Genomic DNA, 25726 nt, shown 5'->3' on the forward strand with positions numbered 1-25726 from the left:
GCAAGGATTTTAAAGAGCGGGTAATCTGGCAAAAAGCGGTAAAAATTCCGCCCATATCGGAATAAAAGGATCGAATAGGAGGCGGCAGGTGGATCGACTGAGTGGCTTGATGGCCTTTATCCGCACGGCCGAACTGGGCAGTTTCGTCGCGGCGGGCCGGGCGTTGGGGCTGTCGGCTTCGGCCGTCGGCAAGGGCGTGACCCGGCTTGAACAGCAGTTGGGCGTGCGGCTGTTTCAACGCTCGACCCGCAGCCTCAGCCTGACCGACGAGGGCCGGGTGTTCCAGGAGCGTTGCCGGCGCATCCTCGATGACCTCGACGACGCCCAGGCGACCTTGTCGCAGTCCACGGAAATCCCCCGTGGGCGCTTGCGCATCAGCATGCCGGCGGCCAGCTATCATCTGTTCCAGTCGGTACTGACGGCGTTCATGGCGCTATATCCCGATATCGAACTGGACCTCGACTTCAGCGACAAGCTGGTGGATGTGATCGAGGAAGGGGTGGATATCGTCATTCGCAGCGGCGAATTGCCGGACTCGCGGCTGATGAGCCGACCTTTGCCGGGCGTGCAACCGGTGCTGTGCGCCGCGCCGGCTTATCTGGAACGCCACGGCACGCCGAAGACCCCGGCCGAACTGGACGATCACCTGGCGGTGCGTTTTCGCTATTTCAAGAATGGCAAGCTGCTGGACTTTCCGTTGATGCGCGAGGAGGGCGCGCGGGAGCCACGGACCCGCACGGTGATGATCAGCAACAATATGGAAATGGTGCTTGCGGCACTGCTCAAGGGCTTTGGTCTGGGCGTCATCCCGGATTTCCTGGCCCGCGAGGCCCTGGCCGACGGCTCGCTGCGCTGCCTGCTGCATGGCTATCTGATCCCTCCGGACAGCATGAGCATCGTCTGGCCTTCGAGCCGCCAGCTGTCGCGCAAGATTCGCGTCTTCGTGGACTTCATGTGCGAGCAGCTGGAGCAGGAGGCGGTGCAGTTGCGTGCGACCCTCGCGCAGGAGTGTCTCTATGCCCGCAGGAGCGAGAGTCCGCTTGCTCGCGATGGAGCTGAGCGCTGATCCCGTACCTCAGTCGTTGCCGAGCAATGAGCGGGCGAAGTCATCCGAGGCTATAAAATCCAGGGTCTTGCGCAGTTGCAGGGATTCCTCCGCACCGAACGCCTGCTCGAAACGGCACGACATCCGCTGGGAGATCTGCCGGGCTTCTTCGTATTTGCGCAGGCCTTCCTCGGTCAGCAGCACGCGCCGGCTGCGCCGGTCGAGCTCGTCCACCTGCAACACCACCAACCCGTCGCGCACCAGCGGCTTGAGGGTATGGCCGAGTGCGGAAAGGTCCATCACCAGGGACTGGGCCAGGTCACGCATTTTCGGCCGGTCGGCGCGGGCGATATGCGACAGCAGGGAATACTGGGTAGCTTTCAGGCCGCAGGCTGCGAACGCTTCGTCATAGATTTGTCCCAGGCGCCGGGACGCACGGCGCACAGCACCGTTGGCGCAACTGCTGGTCTGGGGGCTGTCAAGACTGGGTGGCGCACATTTCAAGGACTGATCACTCTCTAATGCAAAGGTCGAGCCAGTAATTATGCCTGTGACCGCCTCGAGAACAAGGTTTTTTCAGGTCATGGCCGAAAACGGCCTGTCTGACAAGAAATATACTTGCGTATGCCTCTAAGATCTATATCGTGGCATATACCTCTTTATGACCTGGATGTCAGGGCAATTTGCCCGGGTGGAAAAGGCGACAGGGCAGGAGCAGGGCGCTACGGCCAGCGTCCCTTTCGCCTGCATCACGTACCTTCTTCCGTGTTCAATCCCCTGTCTGGATCACACCTATGCTGAGCCTTGTGCGCATCGCATTGCGGCGCCCCTACACCTTCCTGGTGTTGGCTATCTTCATTCTGATCGTCGGGCCGCTGGCCGCCTGGCGTACGCCGACCGATATCTTTCCGGAAATCCGCATCCCCGTGATTGCCGTGATCTGGCAGTACACCGGGTTGCCACCGGATCAGATGGCCGGCCGTATCACCTCGCCCTTCGAGCGGGTCCTGACCACCACGGTCAACGACATCCGCCATATCGAGGCGCAGTCGCTGAACGGTTTCGGCATCGTCAAGGTGTACTTCCAGCCGGGGGTCAATATCAGCACCGCGAACGCGCAACTGACCTCGGTGTCCCAGGCGATCCTGCGCAACCTGCCACCCGGCACCGTGCCGCCCTTGATTCTCAATTACAGCGCCTCGACGGTCCCTATCGTGCAACTGGCGTTATCGGGTAACGGGCTCAGCGAACAGAAGCTCGGCGACCTGGGGCTCAATACCGTGCGCCTGTTGCTCACTTCGGTGGCCGGTGCCGCCGTGCCTTATCCGTTCGGCGGCAAGACCCGCCAGGTGCAGATCGACCTCGATTCAGCGCGGATGCAGGCCCGCGGGCTTTCGGCCCAGGACGTCGCCACCGCCCTGGCGACGCAGAACGTGATCACTCCGGTCGGCACGCAAAAGATCGGCAGCTACGAATATATGCTGCAACTGAACAACGCGCCTTCGGACTTCCGCGACCTGGAAAACCTGCCGATCAAGACCGCAGACGGTACCACGGTATTGATTCGTGACGTGGCGACGGTGCGCGACGGCAACCCGCCGCAGACCAATATCGTCCACGTCAACGGCAACCGCTCGGTGTTGATCCCGGTGCTCAAGACCGGTTCGGCCTCGACCCTGGGGGTGATCGCCGGGATCAAGGACAAGCTGGCCGAATCCAAGGCGGCCTTGCCGCCGAACCTGAATATCGACCTGATCGGCGACCAGTCGCTGTTCGTCCGTGCGGCCATCAGCGGTGTAGCTCGCGAAGGGATCATTGCCGCGGCACTGACCAGCCTGATGATCCTGCTGTTCCTCGGCAGCTGGCGTTCGACGGTGATTATCGCCGTGTCGATTCCGCTGGCGATCCTGTCCTCGATTGCCACCCTGTCGATGCTCGGCGAGACCCTCAACATCATGACCCTGGGCGGGCTCGCGCTGGCGGTGGGGATCCTGGTGGACGATGCCACGGTGACCATCGAGAACATCAACTGGCACCTGGAACACGGCAAGCCGGTGGAGACGGCGATACTCGATGGCGCCGCGCAGATCGTCACGCCGGCGTTTGTCTCGCTACTGTGTATCTGTATCGTATTCGTACCGATGTTCTTCCTCGACGGGGTTGCGCGTTTCCTGTTCGTGCCGATGGCCGAAGCGGTGATCTTCGCCATGATCGCCTCGTTCATCCTCTCGCGGACCCTGGTTCCGACCCTCGCCAACTACCTGCTCAAACCCCATGTACATGGGGATGACGGGAAGCCCCATGTAGCGCCGTCGAACAATCCGCTGGTGAAGTTCCAGCGCGGTTTCGAGTCGGCTTTCGAGACCTTTCGCGGGTATTACCACGGGGCCCTGGAAAGCGCCTTGCAGCATCGGCGTACGGTCGTGGTGGCGATGCTGGCCTTTGTCGTGGCCTCGTTCGCCCTGGTGCCGTTCCTGGGGCGCAACTTTTTTCCCGAGGTCGACTCCGGGCAGATCCTGCTGCACGTGCGCGCTCCGGTGGGCACACGGGTGGAGAGCACCGCGCAGCTGATTGCCGAGATCGAGAAGTCGGTCCGCACGATAATCGAGCCCGAGCAACTGGCCGCGCTGGTGGACAATATCGGCTTGCCCATCAGCGGTATCAACACCGCCTACAACAACACCGGGACCGTGGGCTCCCAGGACAGCGATATCCAGATCAGCCTGAAAGAGGGACATCGGCCAACCGCCGAGTACATAAAGGAACTGCGCGAGACCCTGCCCCGTGAGTTCCCCAATGCGGTGTTCTCGTTCCCGGCCTCGGACATTGTCGGGCAGATCCTCAACTTCGGCTCTTCGGCGCCGATCGACCTGCAGATCAGCGGTAACAACCTGGCGGCCAACTTCACCTATGCCAGCAGCCTGCTGCGTGATATCCGCCGGGTCCCCGGCGTGGTGGATGCGCGTCTTCAACAGTCGCAGCAACTGCCGACGTTCAAGATCGATGTCGACCGGACCCGGGCGCAACTGGTCGGCCTGACCGAGCGTGACGTCACCAACAGCCTGGTGGTCAACCTCGCCGGTTCCAGCCAGGTGGCGCCGACGTTCTGGCTCAACACGGCCAACGGCGTGTCCTACCCGATCGTCCTGCAGACACCGCAATACAGCCTCGACAGCCTGGCAGCCCTGCATAACCTGCCGTTGACGGGTAATGCCAGCGCCGCCGCGGACCAGACCCTCGGCGCCCTGGCGTCGATCGAGCGCAGCCATAGCAACTCGGTGGTGACCCAGTCGGATATCCAGTCGGTGGTGGAGATCCTGACCTCGATCCAGGGCCGTGACCTGGGCGGGGTGTCCGCGGATATCCAGAAGATCATCGCGGCCCATGCCAGCGACATCCCCACCGGTTCGAAAGTACAGTTGCAGGGCCAGGTGCAGACCATGAACTCGGCCTTCAACGGCCTGCTGTTCGGCTTGCTCGGCGCGGTGGTGCTGATCTATCTGCTGATCGTGGTCAACTTCCAGTCCTGGAGCGATCCGTTCGTGATCATCACTGCCTTGCCGGCGGCCCTGGCCGGGATTGTCTGGATGCTCTTCGTGACCCACACGCCGCTGTCGGTGCCGGCCCTGACGGGGGCGATCATGTGCATGGGCGTGGCCACGGCCAACGCCATCCTGGTGGTGAGTTTCTGCCGCGAACGCCTGGCCGAACACGGCGATCCGCTCAAGGCCGCCCTGGAAGCCGGTTTTACCCGCCTGCGCCCGGTGCTGATGACCGCCATCGCGATGATTATCGGCATGGCGCCGATGGCCCTGGGCCTGGGGGAGGGCGGTGAGCAGAACGCACCGTTGGGCCGCGCCGTGATCGGCGGCCTGGGCTTCGCCACCATCGCCACGCTGTTCCTGGTTCCACTGATTTTCAGTCTTGTCCATGGGCGCGATGCGCGCGCCGCATCACCTGCCATTGCTGCTCAAGGGGTCTGACATGTCCACCGATACCACCGTACCCAATCCGACCCCCCGCGCACGCTCACGCCGTGGTTTGATCGTTCTTGTGTTGGGACTGGCGTTGCTGGTCGCCGTCGTGGTGCTGGGCATCAGCGTGCGGGCCAACGAGTCGCGGGAGCTGAAAACCTGGACCAACGCCCAGGCGCTGCCCAGCGTCAACCTGATCACCCCGGGCGTCCAGCCCCAGGGGCCGGTGCTCAATCTGCCCGGGCGGATGGAGGCGTATTCGCGGGCCTCGATCTTTGCCCGGGTCAACGGTTACCTCAAGTCCTGGAAAGTCGATATCGGGGCCCACGTCAAGGCCGGGCAACTGCTCGCCGAGATCGATACCCCCGAACTCGACCAGCAACTGCTGCAGGCCCGTGCCAACCTGGCCTCGGCCCAGGCCAATGCCACGCTGGCGCAAACCACGGCCAAGCGCTGGCAGGCGATGCTGGCGTCCGATTCGGTGTCGCGCCAGGATGTCGATGAGCGCACCGGCGACCTGGCGGCGAAACTGGCCAACGTCAAATCGGCCCAGGCCAGTGTCGAGCAGTTGGTCGCGACCAAGGGCTTCCAGCGCCTGACGGCACCCTTCGACGGCGTGGTCACCGCGCGTTCCACCGATGTCGGCGCCCTGATCAGCGCCGGTGGCAGCGCCGGGCGGGAGTTGTTTGCCGTTTCGGATGTCAGCCGCCTGCGGGTCTATGTGCAAGTGCCGCAGACCTTCTCGCCGCAGATCCGCATCGGCACCACGGCCCGGCTCACGGTGCCCGAGTACCGCAAGGAGTCGTTCAACGCCCGGGTGATCGCCACCGCCGACGCGGTGACGGCGGCTTCCGGCAGCACCCTGGTGCAACTGCTGGTGGACAACCCCGGCGGTCGCCTGTTGCCGGGTGGCTACACCAGCGTGCAGTTCGACCTGCCGGTCCAGGCCGATGTGCTGCGCCTGCCGGCCAGTGCCCTGGTGTTCGATGAGCACGGCATGCGGGTCGCGACCCTCGACAAGAACGATCATGTGCTGTTCAAGACCATCAGCATCGCCCGCGACTTCGGCGATACGGTGGAAATCGGCAGCGGCCTGGACGCCGGCGACCGGGTGATCGACACGCCGCCCGATGGCCTGGGCGACAACGATGCGGTGCGGGTGGAGGCCAAGCCCCATGGCTAAGCGCAGCCTGCTGTGGCCATCGGGCCTGTACCTGATCGCCAGCCTTGGCCTGGGCGCCTGCTCGCTGGCGCCGGAGCTGAAAGTGCCGAAGACCCCGGAGCCCGGGCAGTTCCATACCCAGGGCCCGTGGACGCTGGCCACGCCCGACGATCAGGCCAGCCGGGAAGGCTGGTGGCGGATCTACAAGGACCCGCAACTGGATGCGATGCAGCAGCAGTTGCTGGTCAACAACCCGGACCTGAGTGCTGCCTTGGCGCATTATGTCCAGGCCAGGGCGTTCGTCGACCAGACCCGCTCCGGGTTGTTTCCCAAGGTCGAGGCGATCGGCAATGGCCAGCGTATACGCCAGTCGGATACGCGCCCGTTGCGCTCGGCCACGTCGCCGAATGTCTACGACTCGGCAACGCTGGGTATCGAGGTCGACTATGAAGTCGACCTCTGGGGCCGCGTGCGCGACACGGTCGCGGCCGGTGTCAGCGAAGCCCAGGCGTCACAGGCCGACCTGGCCTCGGTACGCTTGAGTCTGCAGGCCCAGTTGACGGACAACTACATCCACCTGCGCGGCCTCGACTGGCAGAACCAGTTGCTGAGCGAAACCCGCGATGCCTATACCAAGGCGTTGAGCCTGACCGAGGGGCTGCACGGTGGTGGGATCGTCTCCGGCCTGGATGTGGCGCGGGCCCGTACCCAGTTGTCGTCGGTCAAGTCGCAGTTGAGCCAGAACCGGGTCCAGCGGGCGCTGATCGAGCATGCAATTGCCGCGATGCTGGGGGAGTCGGCGTCGACCTATGCCATTGCCTCGAACACCGCGCCGATTGCCTTGCCCAGTGTGCCCACGGGCCTGCCTTCGACGCTGTTGCAACGGCGTCCTGACATCGCCGCCGCCGAACGTCGGATCGCCGCGGCCAACGCCCGTATCGGCGTGGCCAAGGCCGCCTGGTTCCCGGCGATTACCCTGAGCGCCCAGGGGGGCTATCAGAGTGACGAGTTCGCCAACCTGCTGACGGCCCCGAACCTGTTCTGGGCGATTGGTCCTTCGCTGGTGGCGACCCTGTTCGACGGTGGTGCGCGCCAGGCCCAGGTGGATATCGCCAAGGCCGCCACCGATGAAGCGGCGGCCAAGTACCGCAGCGTGGTGCTCGGTGCCTTCGAGCAGGTCGAAAACAACCTTTCGACCATCGCCGGGCTCGACAACGCCCTGGTCGACCAGCGAGACGCAGCGGCGGCCGCACAGTATTCCGAAGACCTGTCCCTGGCCCGCTACCGTCAGGGCGCCGTGGCTTACCTGGATGTGGTGACGGCGCAGGTCGCCTCGCTGGAAGCGCGGCGTTCGGTGCTGGAACTGCAGACCCAGCAGTTGAGCGCCAATGTCGGCCTGATCAAGGCGCTGGGCGGCGGTTGGAACATCACGCAGTTGAACGGCAAGCCCGAGGTTGCAGTCAATCAGGCAGCAGCAGGCGGCGCCACGGCACCCCATTGAACCCAAGGAGTCTATCGAGCATGACGAACCCATCGGAGTATCTGCCACCCAAGGTCTGGACCTGGCACACCGAGAATGGCGGGAAATTCGCCAATATCAACCGGCCGATTGCCGGTGCGACCCACGACCAGGACCTGCCGGTCGGACGTCACCCGCTGCAGCTGTATTCCCTGGCCACGCCCAATGGCCAGAAGGTCACCATCCTGCTAGAAGAGCTGCTGGCCCTCGGTCACTCAGGGGCGGAATACGATGCCTGGTTGATCCATATTGGTGAAGGCCAGCAGTTCGGCAGTGGTTTTGTCAGGGTGAATCCGAACTCGAAGATTCCGGCGCTGATGGATTACAGCGGTGCAAAACCGATCCGCATCTTCGAGTCGGGGGCCATCTTGCAGTACCTCGCCGAGAAGTTCGGCGCGTTCTTCCCGACCGATCCCGCGGCCCGGGCCGAATGCCTGTCCTGGCTGTTCTGGCAGATGGGCAGCGCGCCGTACCTGGGCGGTGGTTTTGGGCATTTCTATGCTTATGCGCCGACCAAGATTGAATATGCGATCGACCGTTTTGCCATGGAAACCAAGCGTCAGCTCGATGTGCTCGACCGGCAACTGGCGGTCAGCGAATACATCGCGGGCAGCGAGTACAGCATCGCCGACATGGCGATCTGGCCCTGGTACGGTGGTCTGGTGAAAGGTCGGCTCTACGAGGCGGCGGAATTTCTTTCGGTGCAGGATTACCGGCATGTCCAGCGTTGGGCCGATGCTATCGACGCACGGCCCGCCGTGCAGCGTGGGCGCATGGTCAACCGGGTGTCCGGGGAACTCTCCGGGCAGTTGCGCGAGCGCCACGATGCCAGCGATTTCGCTACCCGCACCCAGGACAAGCTGGCTGTTGCGAGCGAGTAACCCTGTCGATAGCGGCTTCTAAGCAAGATGATGAGGTGGCGTGCGCTGGCCGCCCGGGTGAGGACGTGACAAGCTGGAGCGTGCTTATTATAATTTGATTATCATAAGCCGCTTCAGAGTGTCGGTATCTCCATGGAAAGCAAGACTGCACGCTTGACCGTACTCATTGACCCGGTCAAGAAAAAGGCCCTTGAGGAGCTTTGCGCTGCCCAGGACCTGACGCCGTCCCAGGTGGTCCGCCAGTTGATTCGCGACTACCTGGAAACCCACGGTGTTTCCTATTCGACCCAGAGCAAGACCGCCGGCAAGGTGCAATGACACGGCCGTTCGACGCCGGGCAGACAGGCTTTACTGCCCGGGTTCACGGGTTGCGGTCAGTGCCGAATTGAAGTCGGCATGATAGTGCCCAGGCCCCAGCGCCTGGAGTATCCCGGCCTTGCGCAGCTTGCCGAGGACTTTCTCGTTGGCTTCGCACAACTTCACGATAATGTCTCGGCCATGTAGCTGCTCGATGACTTCGAGCAGGGTCTGCAAACCCGTGATGTCCATGAAGGGCACGTGATTCAGGCGAATGATCAGGGTCCCGGGATCGGTGTGGGTTTGTGCCAGCACCCGTTCGAAGGTTTCCGCCGCCCCGAAGAACAGCGGCCCCTCGATGCCATACACCAGGACATTGGGCGGTAACTCGACCTGGCCGTTGAGGCGCAGCTCGACCTCCAGGTCCTTGCCGACCATTTTCTGCACTTCCACCGAAGACGCCATTCGCCGCATGAATTGCAGCATGGCGAGAATGACGCCGATATTCACGGCAATGGTCAGGTCGCTGAAGACCGTCAGCAGGAAGGTGATCAGCAATATCGCGATATCGGCCCGTGGCGCCCGCTGGAGCATGCGCTTGAAGTGCTTCAGCTCGCTCATGTTGTAGGCCACGACAAACAGAATGGCCGCGAGGGCACACAGCGGGATATTCGAAGCCAATGGCGCCAGGAAGGAAATCAGCAACACCAGGGTCAGCGCATGGGCCAGGCCGGCGAGGGGGCTGTTGCCGCCGTTGCGGATGTTGGTCGCCGTTCGGGCGATGGCGCCGGTCGCGGCAAAGCCGCCGAACAAGGGGCTGAACAGGTTGGCGATGCCCTGGCCGATCAATTCCTGGTTGGAGTCATGCCGGGTGCCGGCCATGCCGTCGGCGACCACCGCCGAGAGTAACGACTCGATGGCGCCCAGCATGGCGATGGCGAACGCCGGGCCGATCAATTCGATGATTCGCGGCAGGGTCACTTCCGGCAGGCTCAAGGTCGGCAACCCCTGGGGGATCCCGCCGAAGGCGCTGCCGATCGTGGCCACCCCGGGAAACTGGAAAAACGACTGCATGACGGTGGCGACCACCATCGCGACCAATGGCCCGGGCACGCGTTTCATACCGGGGAGCCTGGGCGTGAGCAATACCAGCAGCAGGCTCAGGCATGCCAGCAGGGTTGTCGCCGGGTGAAGCTGCGGCAGCGCTTGAAGCAGGTGCCAGAGCTGTTCATGAAAATGACCGGCGGCGACTTTCGGCAGGCCGAAGAAGTCTTTCCATTGTCCGACCCAGATAATCACACCGATGCCGGCGGTGAAACCTACGATCACCGGGTCGGGGATGAACTTGATAATGGCGCCGAGCCGGGTGATCCCGAGCAGCAGCAGGATCGCCCCGGCCATGAACGTCGCTATCTGCAGGCCGTCAATGCCGTAGCGGGCGCTGATACTGGCCAGGATCACGATAAAGGCGCCGGTGGGGCCGGCGATCTGTAGCCGGCTGCCGCCGAACAAGGACACCAGCAGGCCGCCGACAATGGCGGTGTAGATGCCTTGTTCGGGCTTGACCCCCGAGGCGATGGCAAAGGCCATGGACAGCGGTAGCGCGACGATTCCCACGATGACGCCCGCGACCAGATTACGCGGCCAGTGCTTGCGCCCCAGCAATCCGGATTTCCACGCTTCTCGTATCGCGATCATGACGCTTACTCCACGGGGGTCATGTGTATAACATTAACATATGATGATAATAAAACAGCAATAGGATTCTGTAGTCCCCGTCGATGCCGGAATCCTTGCTGTCCACCGTCGTTGAATCAACGGGAGCGTCCGGAAAGCAGCCGTAGCCAGGGCGGTAGATGCAAGGCGCCCATGATCAGGTACATCGTCGCCATGCCGTCGAAGGCAAAGGTTCCCTGCATCGACGAGCAGGCCATCTGCGTGCCCGGGCTGAGGGCCGTGAGCAGTGCCATGCCGGCGAAGGTTGGGGCCGCGGCCAGGCACATCCAGTCGGCAATGCTCAGCGCATTGCCGGCTGGCGCTCCGTTCGATCGATCTTCATTTGTTCGACTGGACAAGAGCATGCTGCTTACTCCTGATCGTATTCGTCGTGGCGGCGCCACCAGATACCCTGCTCGTTGCGGCCCTTGGGCGCGCGGTCGAGCCACTGGTACATGCCCCAGATACCGTCCAACCCACGGGCATAGCTGGAGTAGGTGTGGTAGATCTCGCCCTCTTCAAGCACGAAGGCGCTGAGACCGGGCCGTTCGCGAATGAAAGTGGCTATGTCGGTGCCGGTGGCGGCGGCGGTCCGGGCAATCGGACTTTCACTACCTTGCAGCTGCCACTCCTTGACGGTCTGGCCTCTCTGTGGCCCCGCCAGAGGCGCCTCGCGCAGGTAGTTGTAGACGATGCCGCCTTCGCGCTGCTGCTCCTCGCTGAACCAGACGTTGAAGTCGCTGTTGAAGTCGCTGCCGAACGAGCTGGCCCAGTCGAAGCTCCAGCCCATGCGCTGCTTGAATGCCTGCAGCTTGGCCAGCGGTGCCCGCGAGATGGCGGTAAAGGCAACGTCATGGTGTTCGAGATGGACAACGATGCCATTGAAACCATCGGCGATCGACGAGCAGGACGGGCAGCCCGCGCTGTAATCGGGCCCGAACATGAAGTGATAGACAAGGAGCTGCGAACGGCCCTTGAACAGCTCCAGCAGTGAGACGTTGCCCGCCGGGGTGTCGAAGCGGTAGGCCTTGTCGATCCGTACCCAGGGCAGTGCCTGGCGTCGCCGGGCCAGGGCGTCGCCGCGCCGGGTCAGTTCTTTTTCATCGGCCAGCAGGTCGAGTCGCGCCGCCAGCCATTCTTCGCGTGTGCCAATCTTCTGTGTGCTCATCATGGTTCTCCATTTGCCAGTGCTCGTCGTACCATCGATTGTGCGAGCGGTTACGGGGTGGTCGTTAACAGACTAGGACGGGGCTGGCAGATGGCGGGAGTGACAAGTTTGACGGGATGCCCATGGACGCGATGATCATGGCGGCGGCGCGGCTGCTTGCCAGCGGGGATGTCCTCGGCGCCTTGAAGCGGGTGGCCCTGCGCGACGACGGGCCCGGGCTTGCGCTGCGTGGCATTGCCATGGCGCAGTTGGGTGAGCTGGTGCGTGCCAGGGCGCTGCTCAAGCTGGCCGTCCGTGCCTTCGGGTCGCAAGAGGCGGTGGCGAGGGCACGCTGCATTGTCGCCGAAGCCGAGATTGCACTGGTCTCCCGTGACCTGGCCTGGCCGGTCAAGGCACTCGCCGACGCGCGGGCGGTTCTCGAGGGGCATGGCGATCGCTTGAATGCCGCGCATGCGCGTCATCTCGAAGCCCGGCGCCTGCTGTTGACCGGTCATCTTGGCCAGGCCGAACGTCTGCTGGACGCGCTTGAGCCGAGATTGCTGGCGCCGCCCTTGAGGGCCGCTTACGAGTTGGCCTGCGCCGGGATCGCCATCCGGCGCCTGCACACGGCGGCGGCACGCGCTGCGTTGCAGCGGGCGGAAAATGCCGCCCATGAGGCGGGTATCGGCGTATTGACGGCTGAAGTCGAAAGCGCCTCGCAGGCCCTGAAGATACCTGCGGCACGTCTGATCACGGGGGGTGAGGCGCGTTTGCTGCTGTTGGAGGAAGTCGAGCAACTGTTTGCCTCCGCGGCGTTGGTGGTGGATGCCTGCCGCTACGCTGTGGTTGAAGGTCACACCCAGGTATCGCTGACGACGCGACCGGTCCTGTTCGCGTTGCTCCGTGCCCTCGCCGAGAGCTGGCCGGGTGCGGTCTCGCGGCAGGTGCTGATCGCCCGGGCATTTCGCGGCAAGGAGGCCGATGAATCGCACCGGGTCCGGCTGCGGGTCGAAATAGGGCGGCTGCGGGGTGAAATCCACGCGTTCGCGCAGGTGAGGGCGACCGGCGAGGGCTTTGTGCTTATGCCGCGACAGGCCCATGAGGTGGTTATCCTGGCACCGCCTGTCGAGGAGCGGCATGGTTCGCTGCTCGCCCTTTTGGCCGATGGTGAAGCGTGGTCGAGTTCGGCCCTGGCGATTGCGTTGGGGAGCAGCCCGCGCACGGTGCAGCGGGCGCTCGAAGCCCTGGCGACGACAGGCAAGGTGCAGGCTTTCGGTCGTGGGCCGGCCTGCCGCTGGACGCTCCCGTCCGTGCCGGGGTTCCCGTCAACGTTGTTACTCCCGGGGCCGCTGGACAGCGACTAGACTGAGCTCATGAAAAACTCTCAAGCTGAAATTCTTCGTGAATACGGGCCTTTTCCAGGGGCCGACTCGGTTGCGGGCGTGACCTATGACGGCCAGCACGTCTGGTTTGCCTCGGGTGACAGGCTCAATGCCCTTGATCCGGAAACCGGGGCGGTAGTGCGCTCGATCGATGTCGCCGCGCAGGCCGGCACCGCTTTTGATGGCCGGTACCTGTTCCAGATTGCCGAGGGGCGCATCCGCAAGATCGATCCGAAGACCGGCGAGGTGCTTTCGAGCATACCGGCCCCCGGCGATGGCGGTGACTCCGGGTTGGCATGGGCCGAGGGAACGCTCTGGGTCGGGCAGCATCGGGGGCGTCGGATTCATCAGGTCGATCCCGAAACCGGGGCGGTTCTGCGCATTATCGAATCGAAGCGCTTCGTGACGGGGGTGACCTGGGTTGATGGCGAGCTTTGGCACGGTACCTGGGAAGACGACAAGAGCGATGTAAGGCGGGTGAATCCGCAGACGGGCGCGCTGCTGGAGCGGATCGATATGCCGGCTGGCATGGGGGTGTCGGGGCTTGAGTCCGATGGCCAGGATCGGTTTTTTTGTGGTGGCGGAAACAGCGGCAAGATCCGGGCTGTCCGTCGACCCCGATAAACAGAAGGTTGCCAGCGAGGCCGGTGGTGCCTGTTTGGGCACCATCGCTGGCAAGCTCGCCGGCCGCTGGTAGGGCAGCCTGGCTGCTTTCAAACGTGCGCGAAACCTGGGCCCTCAGGCCAGGATGATTTCCTTGAGCCGGGCCTTCAGTGCCTCGAACGCCACTTCTTCGCTGGCCCGCTGATTGGTCACCAGCACATCGATGCGTTCCGGCGGGCAGAAGCTGATACGGCTCTGTACGCCGAGCTTGCTGTAGTCGGCAAGGATCACCACCCGTTCGGCGTGCTCGGCCATGGCCCGGGCCACCTCGCTTTCGCGGTGATCGTAGTTGCTGGCGCCGTGGTGGGCGTCCACGCCTACCGGCGAGAGCAGCGCGAGGTCGGCGCGATAGCGACCGATTTCCGCCACCGTGGTTGCGCCCACCGTGGCCGGTGAACGGTCACCGAGGGAACCGCCGAGGATGATCACTTCGTTATGCAGGCTGCCCGGTGCGCTGCCGCGCAGGTGCAGCGCGACGTTGAACGCGTTGGTAATCACCGTCAGCCCACCCAGCTTGGCCAGTTCCTGGGCAAGAATTTCAGTGGTGGTGCCAGCGTCGATAAAGATCGTCTGCCCATGGCTGAGCAAACCCACCGCGGCACGGGCCAGGTCACGCTTGAACTTGACGTTGATATGCGCGCGCTCGGCTATCGGCGCCTCGTCCTCGACCATGATCGCGCCACCGTGGATGCGTTTCAGCTCGCCCAGGGCTTCCAGCGCCACCAGATCACGCCGCACTGTTTCGCGGGAAACATTCAGTTCCGTGACGATGCGGTCGGTGGTCACGCGCTGCAAGGTTGCCAGCAGTGCACGAATCCGCTGGTAACGCTCTTCTTGCCACATACCTCATGTCCTTGCTGTTGGGATCAGTATCCGAGCACGCATTGTGGGAGACGGGACAGCGCTGTCAAGTCGGCGGTCCATCACCACCGGTGAGAAAGTGTCGATGTGCCATAAATGTGTAATATTGTGGCATTGTTGTATTTATGTGTATTTGACGTTAGCCTCATTGCCGGGCGGCCGGTTCCCCTGCGCCCTTGCCTTGAAACACGCACTCGCCGTCGCCTCCGTTTGCGACCATTCTTCTAATTCCAGGAGTTATGCCATGCAGCGTCGCCAGTTTCTGAACACCCTTGCCGCCGTTTCCGTTGTCAGTCCCTTGTTGTTGAGCGGCCGCCTTGCCGAGGCCGCGACGACCAAGGCCGTGCCCAGCGAGTTGGACCCGGCGCGCTGGTCGCCGTTGAACCAGAAGCGCCTGCAGGCGGTGATTGACCAGCATGGCGTGAAGAGTGCGTCCTATCACCCGGACAAGCGTCCGTACGCGGTGTTCGACTGGGACAACACCTGCATCATGAACGACTGCGAAGAGGCGCTGCTGGTCTACCAGATGAACAACTTGCAGTACAAACTCAGCCCCGACGAGTTTGCCGCCGTGCTGCGCCAGGACGTACCCAATGGTCCGTTCATGAAGGATTACCTCACGGTCGACGGCAAGCCGGTGAACATGGAAGACATCGCCGCCGACGTCGAAGCCGACTACCGCTGGCTGCACGCCAACTACAAGGGCCTGGCCGGCAGCAAGAGCCTGGAAGAAATCCACGCCACCGACCAGTTCAAGGACTTTTTCACCAAGCTCTACTTCATGTATGACGCGATCTGCGACAGCTATCCGGTGGAGATCGGCTACAAATGGATCATCTACTTCTACAAGAACATGAGCACCGCCGAGTTGCAGGCGATGGCCGAGGCGTCCAATAACCACGACCTGGGTGATGGCCTGCGCAAGGTCAAGTACGAGAGCCCGAGCAGCCTGCCGGGCAAGGCCGGGGTGGTCGCCGATACGCACTTCCACGGTATCCGTATCCACGAGGAAATCCGTGGTTTGATGCACACGCTGCGGGCCAACGGCATTGACGTGTATGTCAGCACCGCGTCCATCGACGATGTGGTCCGGGTGTTCGCCGGCAACCCCAACTACGGCTACGGCGTACCGCCGGAAAACGTGATCGGCCTGCGCCTGTCCATGACCGACGGCAAGTACGACAGCAGTTACCTGCCGAACTGGCACTTCAACTACGGCCCGGGCAAGACCATCGGCATCAAGAATATCCTGGTGGCGAAGAAGGGTTATGGCCCGGTGCTGGTGGCCGGTGACAGCGACGGCGATGCCTGGATGCTGCGTGACTTCAAGGACACCGCCGTGGGCGTGATCGTCAACCGCATGAAAAAGGGCGAGATCGGTGCCGACAGCCAGAAGGCCGCCGAGCAGTTGGGCAAGGCCGATGCGCGGTTCATCCTGCAGGGGCGCGACGAGCAGACCGGCCTGATGATCCCGGACGAGAAATCGATCAAGTACGGCAAGACCGAGCGCAAGCTGCTGGCCTGAGTCCGTCGGCTCGCGGGTGGCGCAAGGTCGCCCGCGAGTCGCGCTGTTATCCGGCTTGTTGATCCTGGCGCTGTCCAGGGTCGCAAGTCAGTTGTTGCGCACTCTTCAACATTCCGTTCGACGTGCACTATCCCGCTACGACTTTTCCTCGATTACCCGTTGTTACAGTGATCTCTCGAACGCAAGTTTTGTGACTTGTCGTTAGGTCATCAACCGGTTTTTCTATTTATCGAGAGTCGTTTTATGAATACCGACGCACCCGTCAGCAACACCGCGCTTATCCTGCTTGAGGGCAGGAACGATATCCCCAGCGTCAGCGACCTGGCCACTCATAAAGTACCCGCCCCCGATCTTGTTACGGTAGTGACCCTGCGCGATCTGACTCACCCCGATCAACCGGTGACGCTGGATACCAGCCGGCAAAAGGGCGTGCTGTTCAGTGTCAAATACGCGTTGTGCCAAAGACAGGCCAGGGGCCGTTATGAACTGTTCAGCCGAGTGTATTTCGGCGACACGCTTACCCATGAGGGACACCACCCGGTGACACTGGGCGATCAGGATCAAAGGGATATCGTCATTCGCGTGGATCCCAGGACCAGTCCGCCTCCCGTTGCAGTTACCCGGCTGGTGGTTCTTGAGGGCACTGGCGATTGGACAACCCGGGAAGCTCGTGATCCAGATCGGGTGACGGTGGTCAAACTGATGGATGTCACTGATCCTGCACAGTCGATCATTATGGACATGAGTCGAAGAACAGGAAGTCAGTTCGAAATAAAATACGCCCACTGTCAAGTTCGGCCCGGGCATGTCTATCAATTGTCAGGTGAGACTTACCAGAAAGATCAGATCACTCATGTCGGAAGTATGGGGATTAACCTGGATGGCAATGGGCACAAAGGCCTGTCCATAGAGTTTCGTAAACTTGTTGATCGGGACCTGATGCCGCGCGAGCGCTGAGACCGATCTTTTGCGGGGGACGTACTACACTGGTGGAGTGATGGCGTCCGCCGCATTTGAACGCTCAAGCAGCCTGGCCTCGGAGTAGTTTCATGAAAACAAGGAACATCAGGTTGACTTCCAGATCCCTGCTCGGTTTCGGGCTGATCTGTCTGCTGCTGATCAGCCTCGGGCTGACCTCGCTGTACCGCATGAAAGAAATCCACGATGCCTCCCTGGAGTTGCAAACCAACTGGTTGCCGAGTGTGCGCCAGGCCAGCCGCGTTCAAGATGCCGGGCAGCTCTACCGGCTCGATGCCCGCCGTTTTGTCATGGATGAAGACCGCCAAAGCAAAACTTCCCTGGACAAACTGCAGGCGCTGAAAATTGCCCTGAGCCAGGAAACCGAAAAATACGCTTCGCGGGTTTCCAGTCCCGAGGAAAAACAACTTTATGACCAGGTGGTCGTGAATGTGCGCAATTATCAGGATCTGATCGATCGATTGGTGAGCATGAGTTCGAGCGCGTCCTTCGAGACCATGACCCACTTCATTCGTGACACCACCAGTGACGCGGCGAAAAAGTTGCAGACTTCGATTCAAGCGCTGATCCAGCTCAACGAGGAGGGGGCCGAGCGCTCGGGGCAGGTGGCGAATGCCAGCTATGACAGCGCATTCCTGCTGACGCTGATATTCATTGTCCTGGCCCTGGTGGTCACCTGCGTCGTGGCGCTGCTGTTTACCCGCAGCATCGCGCAGCCGATCAATGCCTTGCGCCTGTCGATGCAGAAGATCGCCGACGGCGACCTGAAGAGCAAGGTGGAGATCAGCGGACGGGATGAAATCACCGACTTGCAGACCGTCGCCGCCGCCATGCGTTCGAGTCTGAAGAACACCATCGAACATATCTCCGACTCATCCCGGCAACTGGCTTCCGCGGCGGAGCAGATGAGCGCGATTACCCACGAGTCGACGGCGGGTATTCAGCAGCAGAGCATCGAAACCGATCAGGCTGCCACTGCCGTCAACCAGATGACCGCGGCCGTGGAAGAAGTGGCCAGGAATGCCGTTTCGGCCTCAGAGTCGACCCAGGCTTCGGAGCGCTCGGCGCGGGTCGTCCAGGACCGTGTGGGCGAGACCATCGACTCCATCGAGCGCTTGAGCAGCCGCGTCGAACAGACCAAGAGCGATATAGAAGGCCTGGCCGGGCAAGCCCTGCACATTGCCAAGGTGCTTGACGTGATCGGCTCCATCGCCGAACAGACCAACCTGCTGGCGTTGAACGCCGCCATCGAGGCCGCACGGGCCGGCGAGCAGGGCCGTGGCTTTGCGGTAGTGGCGGATGAGGTGCGCGCGCTGGCCCATCGGACCCAGCAGTCGACCCAGGAAATCGAGCAGATGGTCAAGGGCATCCAGGTCGACTCGAAGAAGGCCGTGGAATCGATGAACCACAGCAGCGAAGAAACCCGGGTGACCCGCTCGCTGGCCCATGAGACGGGCCTGGCAATCGAGGAAGTGACCTTGTCGATTTCCCATATCAATGACAAGAACCTGCTGATCGCCACGGCGTCCGAGCAACAGGCGCAGGTGGCCAGGTCGGTCGATCGCAACCTGGTGAGCATTCGCGATCTGTCCATCCAGAGTTCGTCGGCCGCCAGCCAGACGTCGATTGCCAGCAGCGAACTGTCCAAACTGGCCGGGGGCCTGAATCACCTGATTGCGCGGTTTTCACTGTAGCCAGGCCCCTGGGGGGAGGCGCTTGAGTGTGACAAGAAACCAGGATGTCCATCATGCTAAGACAGATACAGGTGAGCGAGCTTCGTGTCGGCATGTATGTGCAATCCTTCTGTGGCTCCTGGATGGACCACCCGTTCTGGCGCAGTCACTTTCTGCTGGATGATGAAGCTGATCTGCAAAAGATTCGTGCTTCCGGCCTCGCCGCGCTCTGGATAGATACCGACAAGGGTCTGGATGTCGAGGTCGAGGAACCCGCTGCGCCGGAGCTTGAGGCACTGGCGATTCCGGCGCGGGAGCGGCCACGCAATCGCCCGCGGATTGCCATGAGCGACGAGGTGGTCCATGCGCTGAATCTGTGCGCCCGGACCAAGGCCGCGGTGCTGAGCCTGTTCGGCGACTTGCGCATGGGCAGGGCGGTTCATCCCGAGCAGATCTCCCACCTGATCGCGGAAATCTCCGATTCATTGATGCGCCATCCCGACGCCTTGATCAGCCTGGCCCGGCTCAAGACCAGCGATGAATACACCTATATGCATTCGGTGGCGGTGTGCGCGCTGATGATGAGCCTGGCCTACCGCCTGAACCTGCCCGAGGGCCTGGTGAAAGAGGCCGGCATGGCGGGCATCCTGCACGAAGTGGGCAAGATGATGGTGCCTGCCGAGTTGCTCGGTAAAACCTCGCCACTCACCGAGGCCGAGTTCGATATCCTGCGCCACCATCCGGAGATCGGCGCGAAGATGATTCTCGACACCCACCATTTCAGCCCGAGGGTGGTGGATGTCTGCCTGCATCATCACGAGCGAATCGATGGCAGCGGCTATCCGCACAAACTCTGCGGCACGCAGATCAGCCTGTTTTCGCGGATGGCCGCGGTGTGTGACAGCTACGACTCGGTGACCTCCGAGCGACATGGCAAGCAGGCCTGGACGGCGGCCGAGGCCATTCGAAAAATGGCCGATTGGAAAGGCCAGTTCGATGAGCAGATCTTCCATGCCTTCGTCCGCTGCATCGGTATCTATCCGGTGGGGGCCCTGGTGCTGTTGCACAGCGGTCGCCTGGGGATCGTCCTGGAGCAACACGAGCATTCATTGCTGACGCCCCGGGTGAAGGTGTTCTACTCCGCGAAGCTGCGAATGCCCATTGCCCAGAGTGTTATCGATCTTGCTGTTGTCAGCGAACAGGACTCGATTGTCAGCCTGGAGTCGGTCAAGAAGTGGGGATTCAAGCACCTGGACGAACTGTGGTCGGGTATTTCCATCGGCAAGCAATCGATCTTCAGTACCGCCTAGGGGTCAGGCGGCGACTTCCACCGCCAGTGCCTTGACCAGGAATTCGATAAACGCCCGGGTCTTCTGCGGCACCCGGCGCGCCGAGGGATAGACCGCGTTGATGCTGATCGCCGGGGCTTGCCACTCGCACAGCACCGGCACCAGGGTACCGGCGGCCAGGGCGTCCTCGACGATAAAGTCCGGTAGCAAGGCGATGCCCATGCCGGCTTGGGCCGCCTGGGCCAGCAGGTCGCCATTGTTGGCATGCAGGGGGCCGGTGACATTGACCCGCTGGGTTTCCTTGCCATTGCTCAGTTGCAGGCTGACACCGCTTTGCAGATAGCCGTAGTTCAGGCATTGGTGGGCCGTCAGGTCCTTGGGTGTTTGCGGTGTGCCTGCTCGGGCCAGATAAGCCGGCGAGGCCACCATGATGCGCGGCGCGGGAGCGAGCAAACGGGCGACCAGGGACGAGTCTGGCAGGCTGGCGATGCGGATGGTGACATCGAAGCCGCCGCGCACCGGGTCGACTTGCTGGTCGCTGAGCACCAGTTGCAGTTCCACGTTCGGATGCTGTTGGTGAAACAGTGGGATCAACGGCCCCAACCGCCGCAGGCCGAAGGACATGGGCGCGTTGACCCGCAGCACGCCGCGCAGTTCGCCGACGCCGTCGCGGGCCCGTTGTTCGGTTTCATCCAGGGACGCCAGCAGCTCGCGAGCCGCCTCGTAGTATTCCGCGCCGGCTTCGGTCAGGTGCAGGCTGCGGGTGGTGCGTTGCAGCAGTTGCACGCCAATGGCCTCTTCCAGCGCCTGGATCTGCTTGCTGACTTTCGAGCGCGGCACATCCATGGCCCGGGCCGCCGCGGCAAAGCCATTGGCGCCGACGGTGGCGACGAAGGCGCGCATGCAGTCGATACGATCCATATTGTCTCTTTTCCAGAATCAATGCTTTGCCGATTCTAGGGCGTTGACTTGAGCTTATCCAGCACCGGGGATGGCGCGTCTCGAATTGATGTTCCTGTAAAAAATTTCATCCTGCGGGGAACAGGCTGAAATGCACCGTTCGATAGGATGAGCCCAAGTCAGCCGGAACCCGTGCTGACGAACTCAAACTATTGGAGAGTGACTGATGAAATCCCTTAAAGCGTTGTTGATCGTAACCCTGATGACCGCCTCCGTTGCGGCCATGGCCGAAGGCGGCGGTGATAAAGTCATGGCCCGAATGGACGCGGCCCGCGATACGTCCATGGCCTATTACCAGCAGGCTGAAAAGGCCCAGGCCGTGGCAGCCGGCAAGCAGGCGTCCGATAGCGTCGAACGCACCAACTGACGGTGCGGGTCGAGCAGCCCAGCGGTTCGCCCCACAGGCGTTTGACGCCTGGTGAGGCGGGCCGGGTCAGGAAAGAAAAGGCATCAAGCGAGTCGCTGACTAGCCGTGTGGCAGGAGGACTCGAAAAGAGCGTTGCCCTGGGCAGAGGAGTAACCGACTGCCCGGGTTGTCATTGGCGTATCAGTGAGCCAGCAGGGCTTCGAGCTTTTCCTGGTCACGGGCGAACTGACGAATACCCTCGGCCAGTTTCTCGGTGGCCATGGCGTCTTCGTTGGAGGCCCAGCGGAACTGCGCTTCGTTCAGGTTCAAGCGTGGTTCACCGGCGGCCCCCGGCACCAGTCGACGTTCCAGCTGGCCTTCGTCCTGGCCCAGTTTTTCCAGCAGGTCGGGGCTGATGGTCAGGCGGTCGCAACCGGCCAGTTGTTCGATCTGGTTGAGGTTGCGGAAGCTGGCACCCATGACCACGGTCTTGTAGTCGTTGGACTTGTAGTAGTTGTAGATACGGGTGACCGACTGCACGCCCGGATCGTCGGCACCGCTGTACTCGTTGCCGGTGGACTTCTTGTACCAGTCGTAGATCCGGCCCACGAACGGCGAGATCAGGAACACCCCGGCATCGGCGCAGGCCGCGGCCTGGGCGAAGGAGAACAGCAGGGTCAGGTTGGTCTGGATACCCTCTTTTTCCAGCTTTTCGGCGGCGCGGATGCCTTCCCAGGTCGAAGCCAGCTTGATCAGCACGCGGTCACGGCCTACGCCGACCTTGTCGTACAGCTCGACCAACTGGTGGGCCTTGCTCAGCAGGGCACTTTCATCGAAGGACAGGCGTGCGTCGACTTCGGTGGAAATCCGCCCTGGAATCACTTTGAGAATGCCACTGCCCACGGACACCGCGAAATGGTCGCAGGCCAGGCCCACATCGCCCTTGGCGTGGGACACGGCGGCCTTGAGCAGGTCGGCGTAGCCTGGCAGCGCGGCGGCCTTGAGCAGCAGCGAAGGGTTGGTGGTGGCGTCGACCGGCTTCAGGCGGGTAATGGCGTCGAGGTCGCCGGTGTCCGCGACCACGGTGGTGAATTGCTTGAGTTGTGCAAGCTTCGAAGTCATGAGCGTCTCTGTCGGGAAGGGCGTGGATCCATGCACTGATTGAGTGCGGCTGCGGTGAAAAGTTCGGTCAGTCGAATGTCATCAAGAATGCCGCCGAAGCAGGGGTTTGTGCAACCCAAACTGTCGGGCGGTTCAGGTTTGTGCACTGGGCATCAGCGTGGCGATCAAGGCGCGGATGGTCCCGGGCAGGGCTTCGAGTTCGCGCACCAGGATGCTGCGCTCGCGAATCGCCCAGGGCTCGTCCAGCGCCACGGTCACCAGTTCCATGGTCCGGCTGTGCCGCACGGCGGCGGACTCGGGAATGATGCCGATGCCCACCCCGGCCTCGACCATGCGGCAGATGGCTTCGAAGCTGGAGACCTGGATACGCAATGACAGGGTCTTGCCGAGCCGTTCGACATGCTCGCGCAGAAAGCTTAGCAAGGTGCTGCCTTCATGCAGGCCGATATGTTGGAACGCCAGGGTCTGGCCGAGGGTCACCGATGGCTGCGCCGCCAATGGATGGTCCACCGGCATGATCAGCACCAGGCGGTCGGTGCTGAAGTGCATCACCTGCAGGCCGCTGGCTTCCACGGGACCGGCGATGATGCCCATGTCGGTGGTGCCGTCGAGTACGCCACGGACGATATCCCGCGACAGCCGTTCCTGCAGGTCCACCGTGACCCCGGGACGCTGGGAGAGAAAGCCGGCCAGCACCTCCGGGAGGAACTCGGTCACCGCCGTGGTGTTGGCGAAGATACGGATATGCCCGGCCGAATCGCCGCCGTAGCTGGTGAACTCGCTCTTCAGATAGTCGACCTGACGCATGATCAGCCGCGCATGTTGCAGCAAGCGCTGGCCGGCCGGGGTGACTTCCACGCCACGGCTGTCGCGGTACAGCAGGCGGGTGTCGAGTTGCGCTTCCAGGGCCTTGATCCGCGCGCTGGCGGCCGCCGGGGAGAGGAAGGCGCGCCGGGCGCCCTGGGTCAGGCTCGGCGATTCGGCGATATGGATGAAGAGGCGTAGATCCGCCAGGTCGAAATGCATGGGGCGACTCCGGTCAGGGGCTGCGTGCAGGTAGGACGTTGGCGTTCAGCATAACTGAACGCCGGCTTATAGAAATGCAAATTCTCGGAACGGGCTGCACCTTGCATCATCGGTTCATGACAACAACCGGCAAGGGGAAAACCTTCCATGAGTGCAACGGATCTGAGTGCCTGGCTAGGACGGACCGAAGAAGCCCACGACCAATTGAGCCGCAACCTGCTCAAGCGTATCGCCGCGACCTTCGGCGAACCGGCTCCGGCCCATGGCGAGGCATTGCCGCCGCTGTGGCAATGGTGTTTCTTCCAGGAACCGCTGGCCGAGAGCCTGTTGGGCGGCGACGGGCATCCGGCCCGTGGTGGCTTCCTGCCGCCGGCGGATAATCGCAACCGTATGTGGGCCGGCGGGCGCCTGGAGTTCTTCGAGCACCTGCGTGCCGGTCACGATGCCACCCGGCTGTCGACCATCAGCCATATCGAGGAAAAACAGGGGCGTAGCGGTGCCTTGCTGTTTGTCACCGTGCGGCATGAATACTCCCAGGACGGCCGGCTGGCGATTCGCGAAGAACAGGACATCGTCTACCGCGAGCCCACCCCCCCGAAGCAGAGCAGCGGCGAAGCCCTGATCGAGGGCGGCTGGCGCGAAGCCGTGGAGCCGACGCCGACCCTGCTGTTTCGCTACAGCGCCGTGACCTTCAACGGCCACCGCATCCACTACGACTACCCCTATGTCACCGGCACCGAAGGCTATTCCGGCCTGGTGGTGCACGGTCCGATGATCGCCACCCTGAACCTGCGGGCGTTCTGCCGGGCCAATCCCCAGGCAACCCCGCGGCGTTTTTCCTATCGCGGCGTGCGCCCGCTGATCGCACCACAACCCTTCGAAGTCGGCGGACGGATCCTCAGTCCCGGCGTCGCCCAGCTCTGGGCCGGCAACGCCGCCGGCCTGGCCCAGCAGGCTGAAGTGCACTTCGACTAACAATAAAAAGGCCGTCACCCGATGAATCCGAATAACAACGAAGAACTCAATGCCATTCGCGAAGGCGTGCGCGCCCTATGTGCCGAATTCGACGCCGCCTACTGGCGCAAGATAGATGAAGAGAAGGGTTTTCCCGAGGCTTTCGTCAAAGCCCTGACCGACGCCGGCTGGCTGTCGGCAATGATTCCCGAAGAGTACGGCGGCTCCGGCCTGGGTCTGGCCGAAGCCTCGGTGATCCTTGAGGAAGTGAACCGCTGCGGCGGCAACTCCGGCACGGTGCACGGCCAGATGTACAACATGTTCACCTTGTTGCGCCACGGCAGCCAAGCACAGAAAAGCTTCTACCTGCCCAAGCTGGCCAGTGGCGAGTTGCGCCTGCAATCGATGGGTGTCACCGAACCCACCACCGGCACCGACACCACCAAGATCAAGACCACCGCGATCAGGCACGGCGACAAGTACGTGATCAATGGGCAGAAGGTCTGGATCTCGCGGGTCCAGCATTCCGACCTGATGATCCTGCTGGCCCGGACCACGCCGCTGGCCGAGGTGCAGAAGAAATCCGAAGGCATGTCGATTTTCCTGGTCGACCTGCGCGAGGCCATCGGCAACGGCCTGACCGTGCAGCCCATCGCCAATATGGTCAACCACGAGACCAACGAGCTGTTCTTCGACAACTTGGAAATCCCCGCCGACAGCCTGATCGGCGAAGAGGGCAAGGGCTTTCGCTACATCCTCGACGGCCTGAATGCCGAACGCACGCTGATCGCCGCCGAGTGCATCGGCGACGGCCGCTGGTTTATCGAAAAAGCCAGCGCCTATGCCCGCGACCGGGTGGTGTTCGGCCGCCCCATCGGGCAGAACCAGGGCGTGCAGTTCCCGATTGCCGAAGCCCATATCGAGATCGAGGCCGCCGACCTGATGCGCTGGCGCGCCTGCGAGGAATACGACAGCGGCCAGAACGCCGGGGCCAGCGCCAATATGGCCAAGTACCTGGCGGCCAAGGCGTCCTGGGAAGCGGCCAACGCCTGCCTGCAGACCCATGGCGGTTTTGGTTTCGCCTGTGAATACGACGTCGAGCGCAAGTTCCGCGAGACCCGCCTGTACCAGGTGGCGCCGATCTCCACCAACCTGATCCTGTCCTACGTGGCCGAGCACCTGCTCGAACTGCCACGCAGCTTCTGA

At 62.5% G+C, this 25726-nt stretch carries 23 protein-coding genes; 15 read left to right on the forward strand and 8 right to left on the reverse strand.

Annotation, left to right across the window (positions count from 1 at the left end; translation table 11 throughout):
* Positions 1–88: 88 nt before the first annotated feature.
* The gene (locus M5C01_RS11705; RefSeq protein ID WP_178129825.1) at positions 89–1066 is read left to right on the forward strand and encodes a LysR family transcriptional regulator; all 978 of its coding nucleotides are present in this window, start codon (positions 89–91) and stop codon (positions 1064–1066) included.
* Positions 1067–1075: 9 nt separating this feature from the next.
* Here the strand turns inward: M5C01_RS11705 and M5C01_RS11710 are convergent, their stop codons facing one another.
* The gene (locus M5C01_RS11710) at positions 1076–1549 is read right to left on the reverse strand and encodes a MarR family winged helix-turn-helix transcriptional regulator (protein WP_248764313.1); all 474 of its coding nucleotides are present in this window, start codon (positions 1547–1549) and stop codon (positions 1076–1078) included.
* 290 nt (positions 1550–1839) lie between these two features.
* On the opposite strand from M5C01_RS11710, the gene M5C01_RS11715 reads away from it, so the two are divergent.
* The 5 genes from M5C01_RS11715 (at position 1840) to M5C01_RS11735 (ending at position 8899) form a co-directional block, all read left to right on the forward strand.
* The gene (locus M5C01_RS11715) at positions 1840–5028 is read left to right on the forward strand and encodes an efflux RND transporter permease subunit (RefSeq protein WP_152738684.1); all 3189 of its coding nucleotides are present in this window, start codon (positions 1840–1842) and stop codon (positions 5026–5028) included.
* Position 5029: 1 nt separating this feature from the next.
* A complete protein-coding gene (locus M5C01_RS11720; protein WP_152738687.1) occupies positions 5030–6202 on the forward strand; it encodes an efflux RND transporter periplasmic adaptor subunit in 1173 nt (390 codons plus the stop codon).
* Complete coding sequence (locus tag M5C01_RS11725; protein WP_152738690.1) at positions 6195–7682, forward strand: efflux transporter outer membrane subunit; 1488 nt, start codon at positions 6195–6197, stop codon at positions 7680–7682. Before M5C01_RS11720 ends, M5C01_RS11725 begins: the two co-directional genes overlap by 8 nt.
* A gap of 20 nt (positions 7683–7702) precedes the next feature.
* On the forward strand, positions 7703–8581 hold the full coding sequence (yghU, locus tag M5C01_RS11730) for a glutathione-dependent disulfide-bond oxidoreductase (protein ID WP_152738693.1): 879 nt from the start codon (positions 7703–7705) through the stop codon (positions 8579–8581).
* 132 nt (positions 8582–8713) lie between these two features.
* Positions 8714–8899 carry a ribbon-helix-helix protein, CopG family gene (locus M5C01_RS11735; RefSeq protein ID WP_103496126.1) on the forward strand — a complete coding sequence of 62 codons (186 nt, stop codon included), beginning with the start codon at positions 8714–8716 and terminating at the stop codon, positions 8897–8899.
* A 30-nt stretch (positions 8900–8929) separates the two neighbouring features.
* Here the strand turns inward: M5C01_RS11735 and M5C01_RS11740 are convergent, their stop codons facing one another.
* The 3 genes from M5C01_RS11740 to M5C01_RS11750 form a co-directional block, all read right to left on the reverse strand.
* Complete coding sequence (locus M5C01_RS11740) at positions 8930–10576, reverse strand: SulP family inorganic anion transporter (RefSeq protein ID WP_152738696.1); 1647 nt, start codon at positions 10574–10576, stop codon at positions 8930–8932.
* Between the two features lie 116 nt (positions 10577–10692).
* Positions 10693–10959, reverse strand: coding sequence for a hypothetical protein (locus tag M5C01_RS11745; RefSeq protein WP_152738699.1), 267 nt, complete (start codon positions 10957–10959; stop codon positions 10693–10695).
* 5 nt (positions 10960–10964) lie between these two features.
* Complete coding sequence (locus M5C01_RS11750) at positions 10965–11762, reverse strand: thioredoxin family protein (RefSeq protein ID WP_152738702.1); 798 nt, start codon at positions 11760–11762, stop codon at positions 10965–10967.
* A gap of 122 nt (positions 11763–11884) precedes the next feature.
* Between M5C01_RS11750 and M5C01_RS11755 the strand changes: the two genes are divergently transcribed.
* Positions 11885–13105, forward strand: a complete 1221-nt coding sequence (locus tag M5C01_RS11755; protein WP_152738706.1) for a helix-turn-helix domain-containing protein — start codon at positions 11885–11887, stop codon at positions 13103–13105.
* A gap of 9 nt (positions 13106–13114) precedes the next feature.
* On the forward strand, positions 13115–13747 hold the full coding sequence (locus M5C01_RS11760) for a PQQ-binding-like beta-propeller repeat protein (RefSeq protein WP_152738709.1): 633 nt from the start codon (positions 13115–13117) through the stop codon (positions 13745–13747).
* 114 nt (positions 13748–13861) lie between these two features.
* Here the strand turns inward: M5C01_RS11760 and M5C01_RS11765 are convergent, their stop codons facing one another.
* The gene (locus tag M5C01_RS11765) at positions 13862–14629 is read right to left on the reverse strand and encodes a DeoR/GlpR family DNA-binding transcription regulator (RefSeq protein WP_152738713.1); all 768 of its coding nucleotides are present in this window, start codon (positions 14627–14629) and stop codon (positions 13862–13864) included.
* Between the two features lie 262 nt (positions 14630–14891).
* Here M5C01_RS11765 and M5C01_RS11770 point away from each other — a divergent pair, with 262 nt between their 5' ends.
* From M5C01_RS11770 to M5C01_RS11785, 4 genes are all read left to right on the forward strand, one after another.
* On the forward strand, positions 14892–16172 hold the full coding sequence (locus tag M5C01_RS11770) for an HAD family hydrolase (RefSeq protein WP_103496119.1): 1281 nt from the start codon (positions 14892–14894) through the stop codon (positions 16170–16172).
* Between the two features lie 243 nt (positions 16173–16415).
* A complete protein-coding gene (locus M5C01_RS11775) occupies positions 16416–17129 on the forward strand; it encodes a hypothetical protein (protein ID WP_152738716.1) in 714 nt (237 codons plus the stop codon).
* 92 nt (positions 17130–17221) lie between these two features.
* Positions 17222–18844 (forward strand): methyl-accepting chemotaxis protein, encoded by a 1623-nt coding sequence (locus tag M5C01_RS11780; protein WP_152738719.1) that lies wholly within the window; start codon positions 17222–17224, stop codon positions 18842–18844.
* A gap of 53 nt (positions 18845–18897) precedes the next feature.
* The gene (locus M5C01_RS11785; protein WP_152738722.1) at positions 18898–20133 is read left to right on the forward strand and encodes an HD-GYP domain-containing protein; all 1236 of its coding nucleotides are present in this window, start codon (positions 18898–18900) and stop codon (positions 20131–20133) included.
* A gap of 3 nt (positions 20134–20136) precedes the next feature.
* Here the strand turns inward: M5C01_RS11785 and M5C01_RS11790 are convergent, their stop codons facing one another.
* Positions 20137–21033: a LysR family transcriptional regulator gene (locus M5C01_RS11790; RefSeq protein WP_152738726.1), complete on the reverse strand. Its 897-nt coding sequence runs from the start codon at positions 21031–21033 to the stop codon at positions 20137–20139.
* Positions 21034–21238: 205 nt separating this feature from the next.
* On the opposite strand from M5C01_RS11790, the gene M5C01_RS11795 reads away from it, so the two are divergent.
* A complete protein-coding gene (locus M5C01_RS11795) occupies positions 21239–21439 on the forward strand; it encodes a co-regulatory protein PtrA N-terminal domain-containing protein (protein ID WP_103496115.1) in 201 nt (66 codons plus the stop codon).
* Between the two features lie 180 nt (positions 21440–21619).
* Here the strand turns inward: M5C01_RS11795 and tal are convergent, their stop codons facing one another.
* Positions 21620–22540 carry a transaldolase gene (tal, locus tag M5C01_RS11800; RefSeq protein ID WP_103496114.1) on the reverse strand — a complete coding sequence of 307 codons (921 nt, stop codon included), beginning with the start codon at positions 22538–22540 and terminating at the stop codon, positions 21620–21622.
* A 132-nt stretch (positions 22541–22672) separates the two neighbouring features.
* Positions 22673–23566, reverse strand: coding sequence for a LysR family transcriptional regulator (locus M5C01_RS11805; RefSeq protein ID WP_152738729.1), 894 nt, complete (start codon positions 23564–23566; stop codon positions 22673–22675).
* Positions 23567–23713: 147 nt separating this feature from the next.
* On the opposite strand from M5C01_RS11805, the gene M5C01_RS11810 reads away from it, so the two are divergent.
* Together M5C01_RS11810 and M5C01_RS11815 are read left to right on the forward strand one after the other, a co-directional pair.
* Positions 23714–24541, forward strand: coding sequence for a MaoC family dehydratase N-terminal domain-containing protein (locus M5C01_RS11810; RefSeq protein ID WP_103496112.1), 828 nt, complete (start codon positions 23714–23716; stop codon positions 24539–24541).
* Between the two features lie 21 nt (positions 24542–24562).
* Positions 24563–25726 (forward strand): acyl-CoA dehydrogenase family protein, encoded by a 1164-nt coding sequence (locus M5C01_RS11815; RefSeq protein WP_152738732.1) that lies wholly within the window; start codon positions 24563–24565, stop codon positions 25724–25726.

Source organism: Pseudomonas sp. MWU12-2319 (assembly GCF_023242525.1).
GTDB classification, from domain to species: domain Bacteria; phylum Pseudomonadota; class Gammaproteobacteria; order Pseudomonadales; family Pseudomonadaceae; genus Aquipseudomonas; species Aquipseudomonas gingeri_D.

Excerpts from the sequence above, each read along its gene's own strand:
- M5C01_RS11765 (WP_152738713.1), bottom strand. The coding sequence starts at position 14,629 with ATGTGGCAAGAAGAGCGTTACCAGCGGATTCGTGCACTGCTGGCAACC.
- M5C01_RS11775 (WP_152738716.1), top strand. The coding sequence starts at position 16,416 with ATGAATACCGACGCACCCGTCAGCAACACCGCGCTTATCCTGCTTGAG.
- M5C01_RS11740 (WP_152738696.1), bottom strand. The coding sequence starts at position 10,576 with ATGATCGCGATACGAGAAGCGTGGAAATCCGGATTGCTGGGGCGCAAG.
- tal (WP_103496114.1), bottom strand. The coding sequence starts at position 22,540 with ATGACTTCGAAGCTTGCACAACTCAAGCAATTCACCACCGTGGTCGCG.
- M5C01_RS11810 (WP_103496112.1), top strand. The coding sequence starts at position 23,714 with ATGAGTGCAACGGATCTGAGTGCCTGGCTAGGACGGACCGAAGAAGCC.
- M5C01_RS11785 (WP_152738722.1), top strand. The coding sequence starts at position 18,898 with ATGCTAAGACAGATACAGGTGAGCGAGCTTCGTGTCGGCATGTATGTG.
- M5C01_RS11780 (WP_152738719.1), top strand. The coding sequence starts at position 17,222 with ATGAAAACAAGGAACATCAGGTTGACTTCCAGATCCCTGCTCGGTTTC.
- M5C01_RS11760 (WP_152738709.1), top strand. The coding sequence starts at position 13,115 with ATGAAAAACTCTCAAGCTGAAATTCTTCGTGAATACGGGCCTTTTCCA.
- M5C01_RS11750 (WP_152738702.1), bottom strand. The coding sequence starts at position 11,762 with ATGAGCACACAGAAGATTGGCACACGCGAAGAATGGCTGGCGGCGCGA.
- M5C01_RS11795 (WP_103496115.1), top strand. The coding sequence starts at position 21,239 with ATGAAATCCCTTAAAGCGTTGTTGATCGTAACCCTGATGACCGCCTCC.
- M5C01_RS11805 (WP_152738729.1), bottom strand. The coding sequence starts at position 23,566 with ATGCATTTCGACCTGGCGGATCTACGCCTCTTCATCCATATCGCCGAA.
- M5C01_RS11755 (WP_152738706.1), top strand. The coding sequence starts at position 11,885 with ATGGACGCGATGATCATGGCGGCGGCGCGGCTGCTTGCCAGCGGGGAT.
- M5C01_RS11815 (WP_152738732.1), top strand. The coding sequence starts at position 24,563 with ATGAATCCGAATAACAACGAAGAACTCAATGCCATTCGCGAAGGCGTG.
- M5C01_RS11720 (WP_152738687.1), top strand. The coding sequence starts at position 5,030 with ATGTCCACCGATACCACCGTACCCAATCCGACCCCCCGCGCACGCTCA.
- M5C01_RS11715 (WP_152738684.1), top strand. The coding sequence starts at position 1,840 with ATGCTGAGCCTTGTGCGCATCGCATTGCGGCGCCCCTACACCTTCCTG.
- M5C01_RS11770 (WP_103496119.1), top strand. The coding sequence starts at position 14,892 with ATGCAGCGTCGCCAGTTTCTGAACACCCTTGCCGCCGTTTCCGTTGTC.
- M5C01_RS11790 (WP_152738726.1), bottom strand. The coding sequence starts at position 21,033 with ATGGATCGTATCGACTGCATGCGCGCCTTCGTCGCCACCGTCGGCGCC.
- yghU (WP_152738693.1), top strand. The coding sequence starts at position 7,703 with ATGACGAACCCATCGGAGTATCTGCCACCCAAGGTCTGGACCTGGCAC.
- M5C01_RS11735 (WP_103496126.1), top strand. The coding sequence starts at position 8,714 with ATGGAAAGCAAGACTGCACGCTTGACCGTACTCATTGACCCGGTCAAG.
- M5C01_RS11725 (WP_152738690.1), top strand. The coding sequence starts at position 6,195 with ATGGCTAAGCGCAGCCTGCTGTGGCCATCGGGCCTGTACCTGATCGCC.
- M5C01_RS11745 (WP_152738699.1), bottom strand. The coding sequence starts at position 10,959 with ATGCTCTTGTCCAGTCGAACAAATGAAGATCGATCGAACGGAGCGCCA.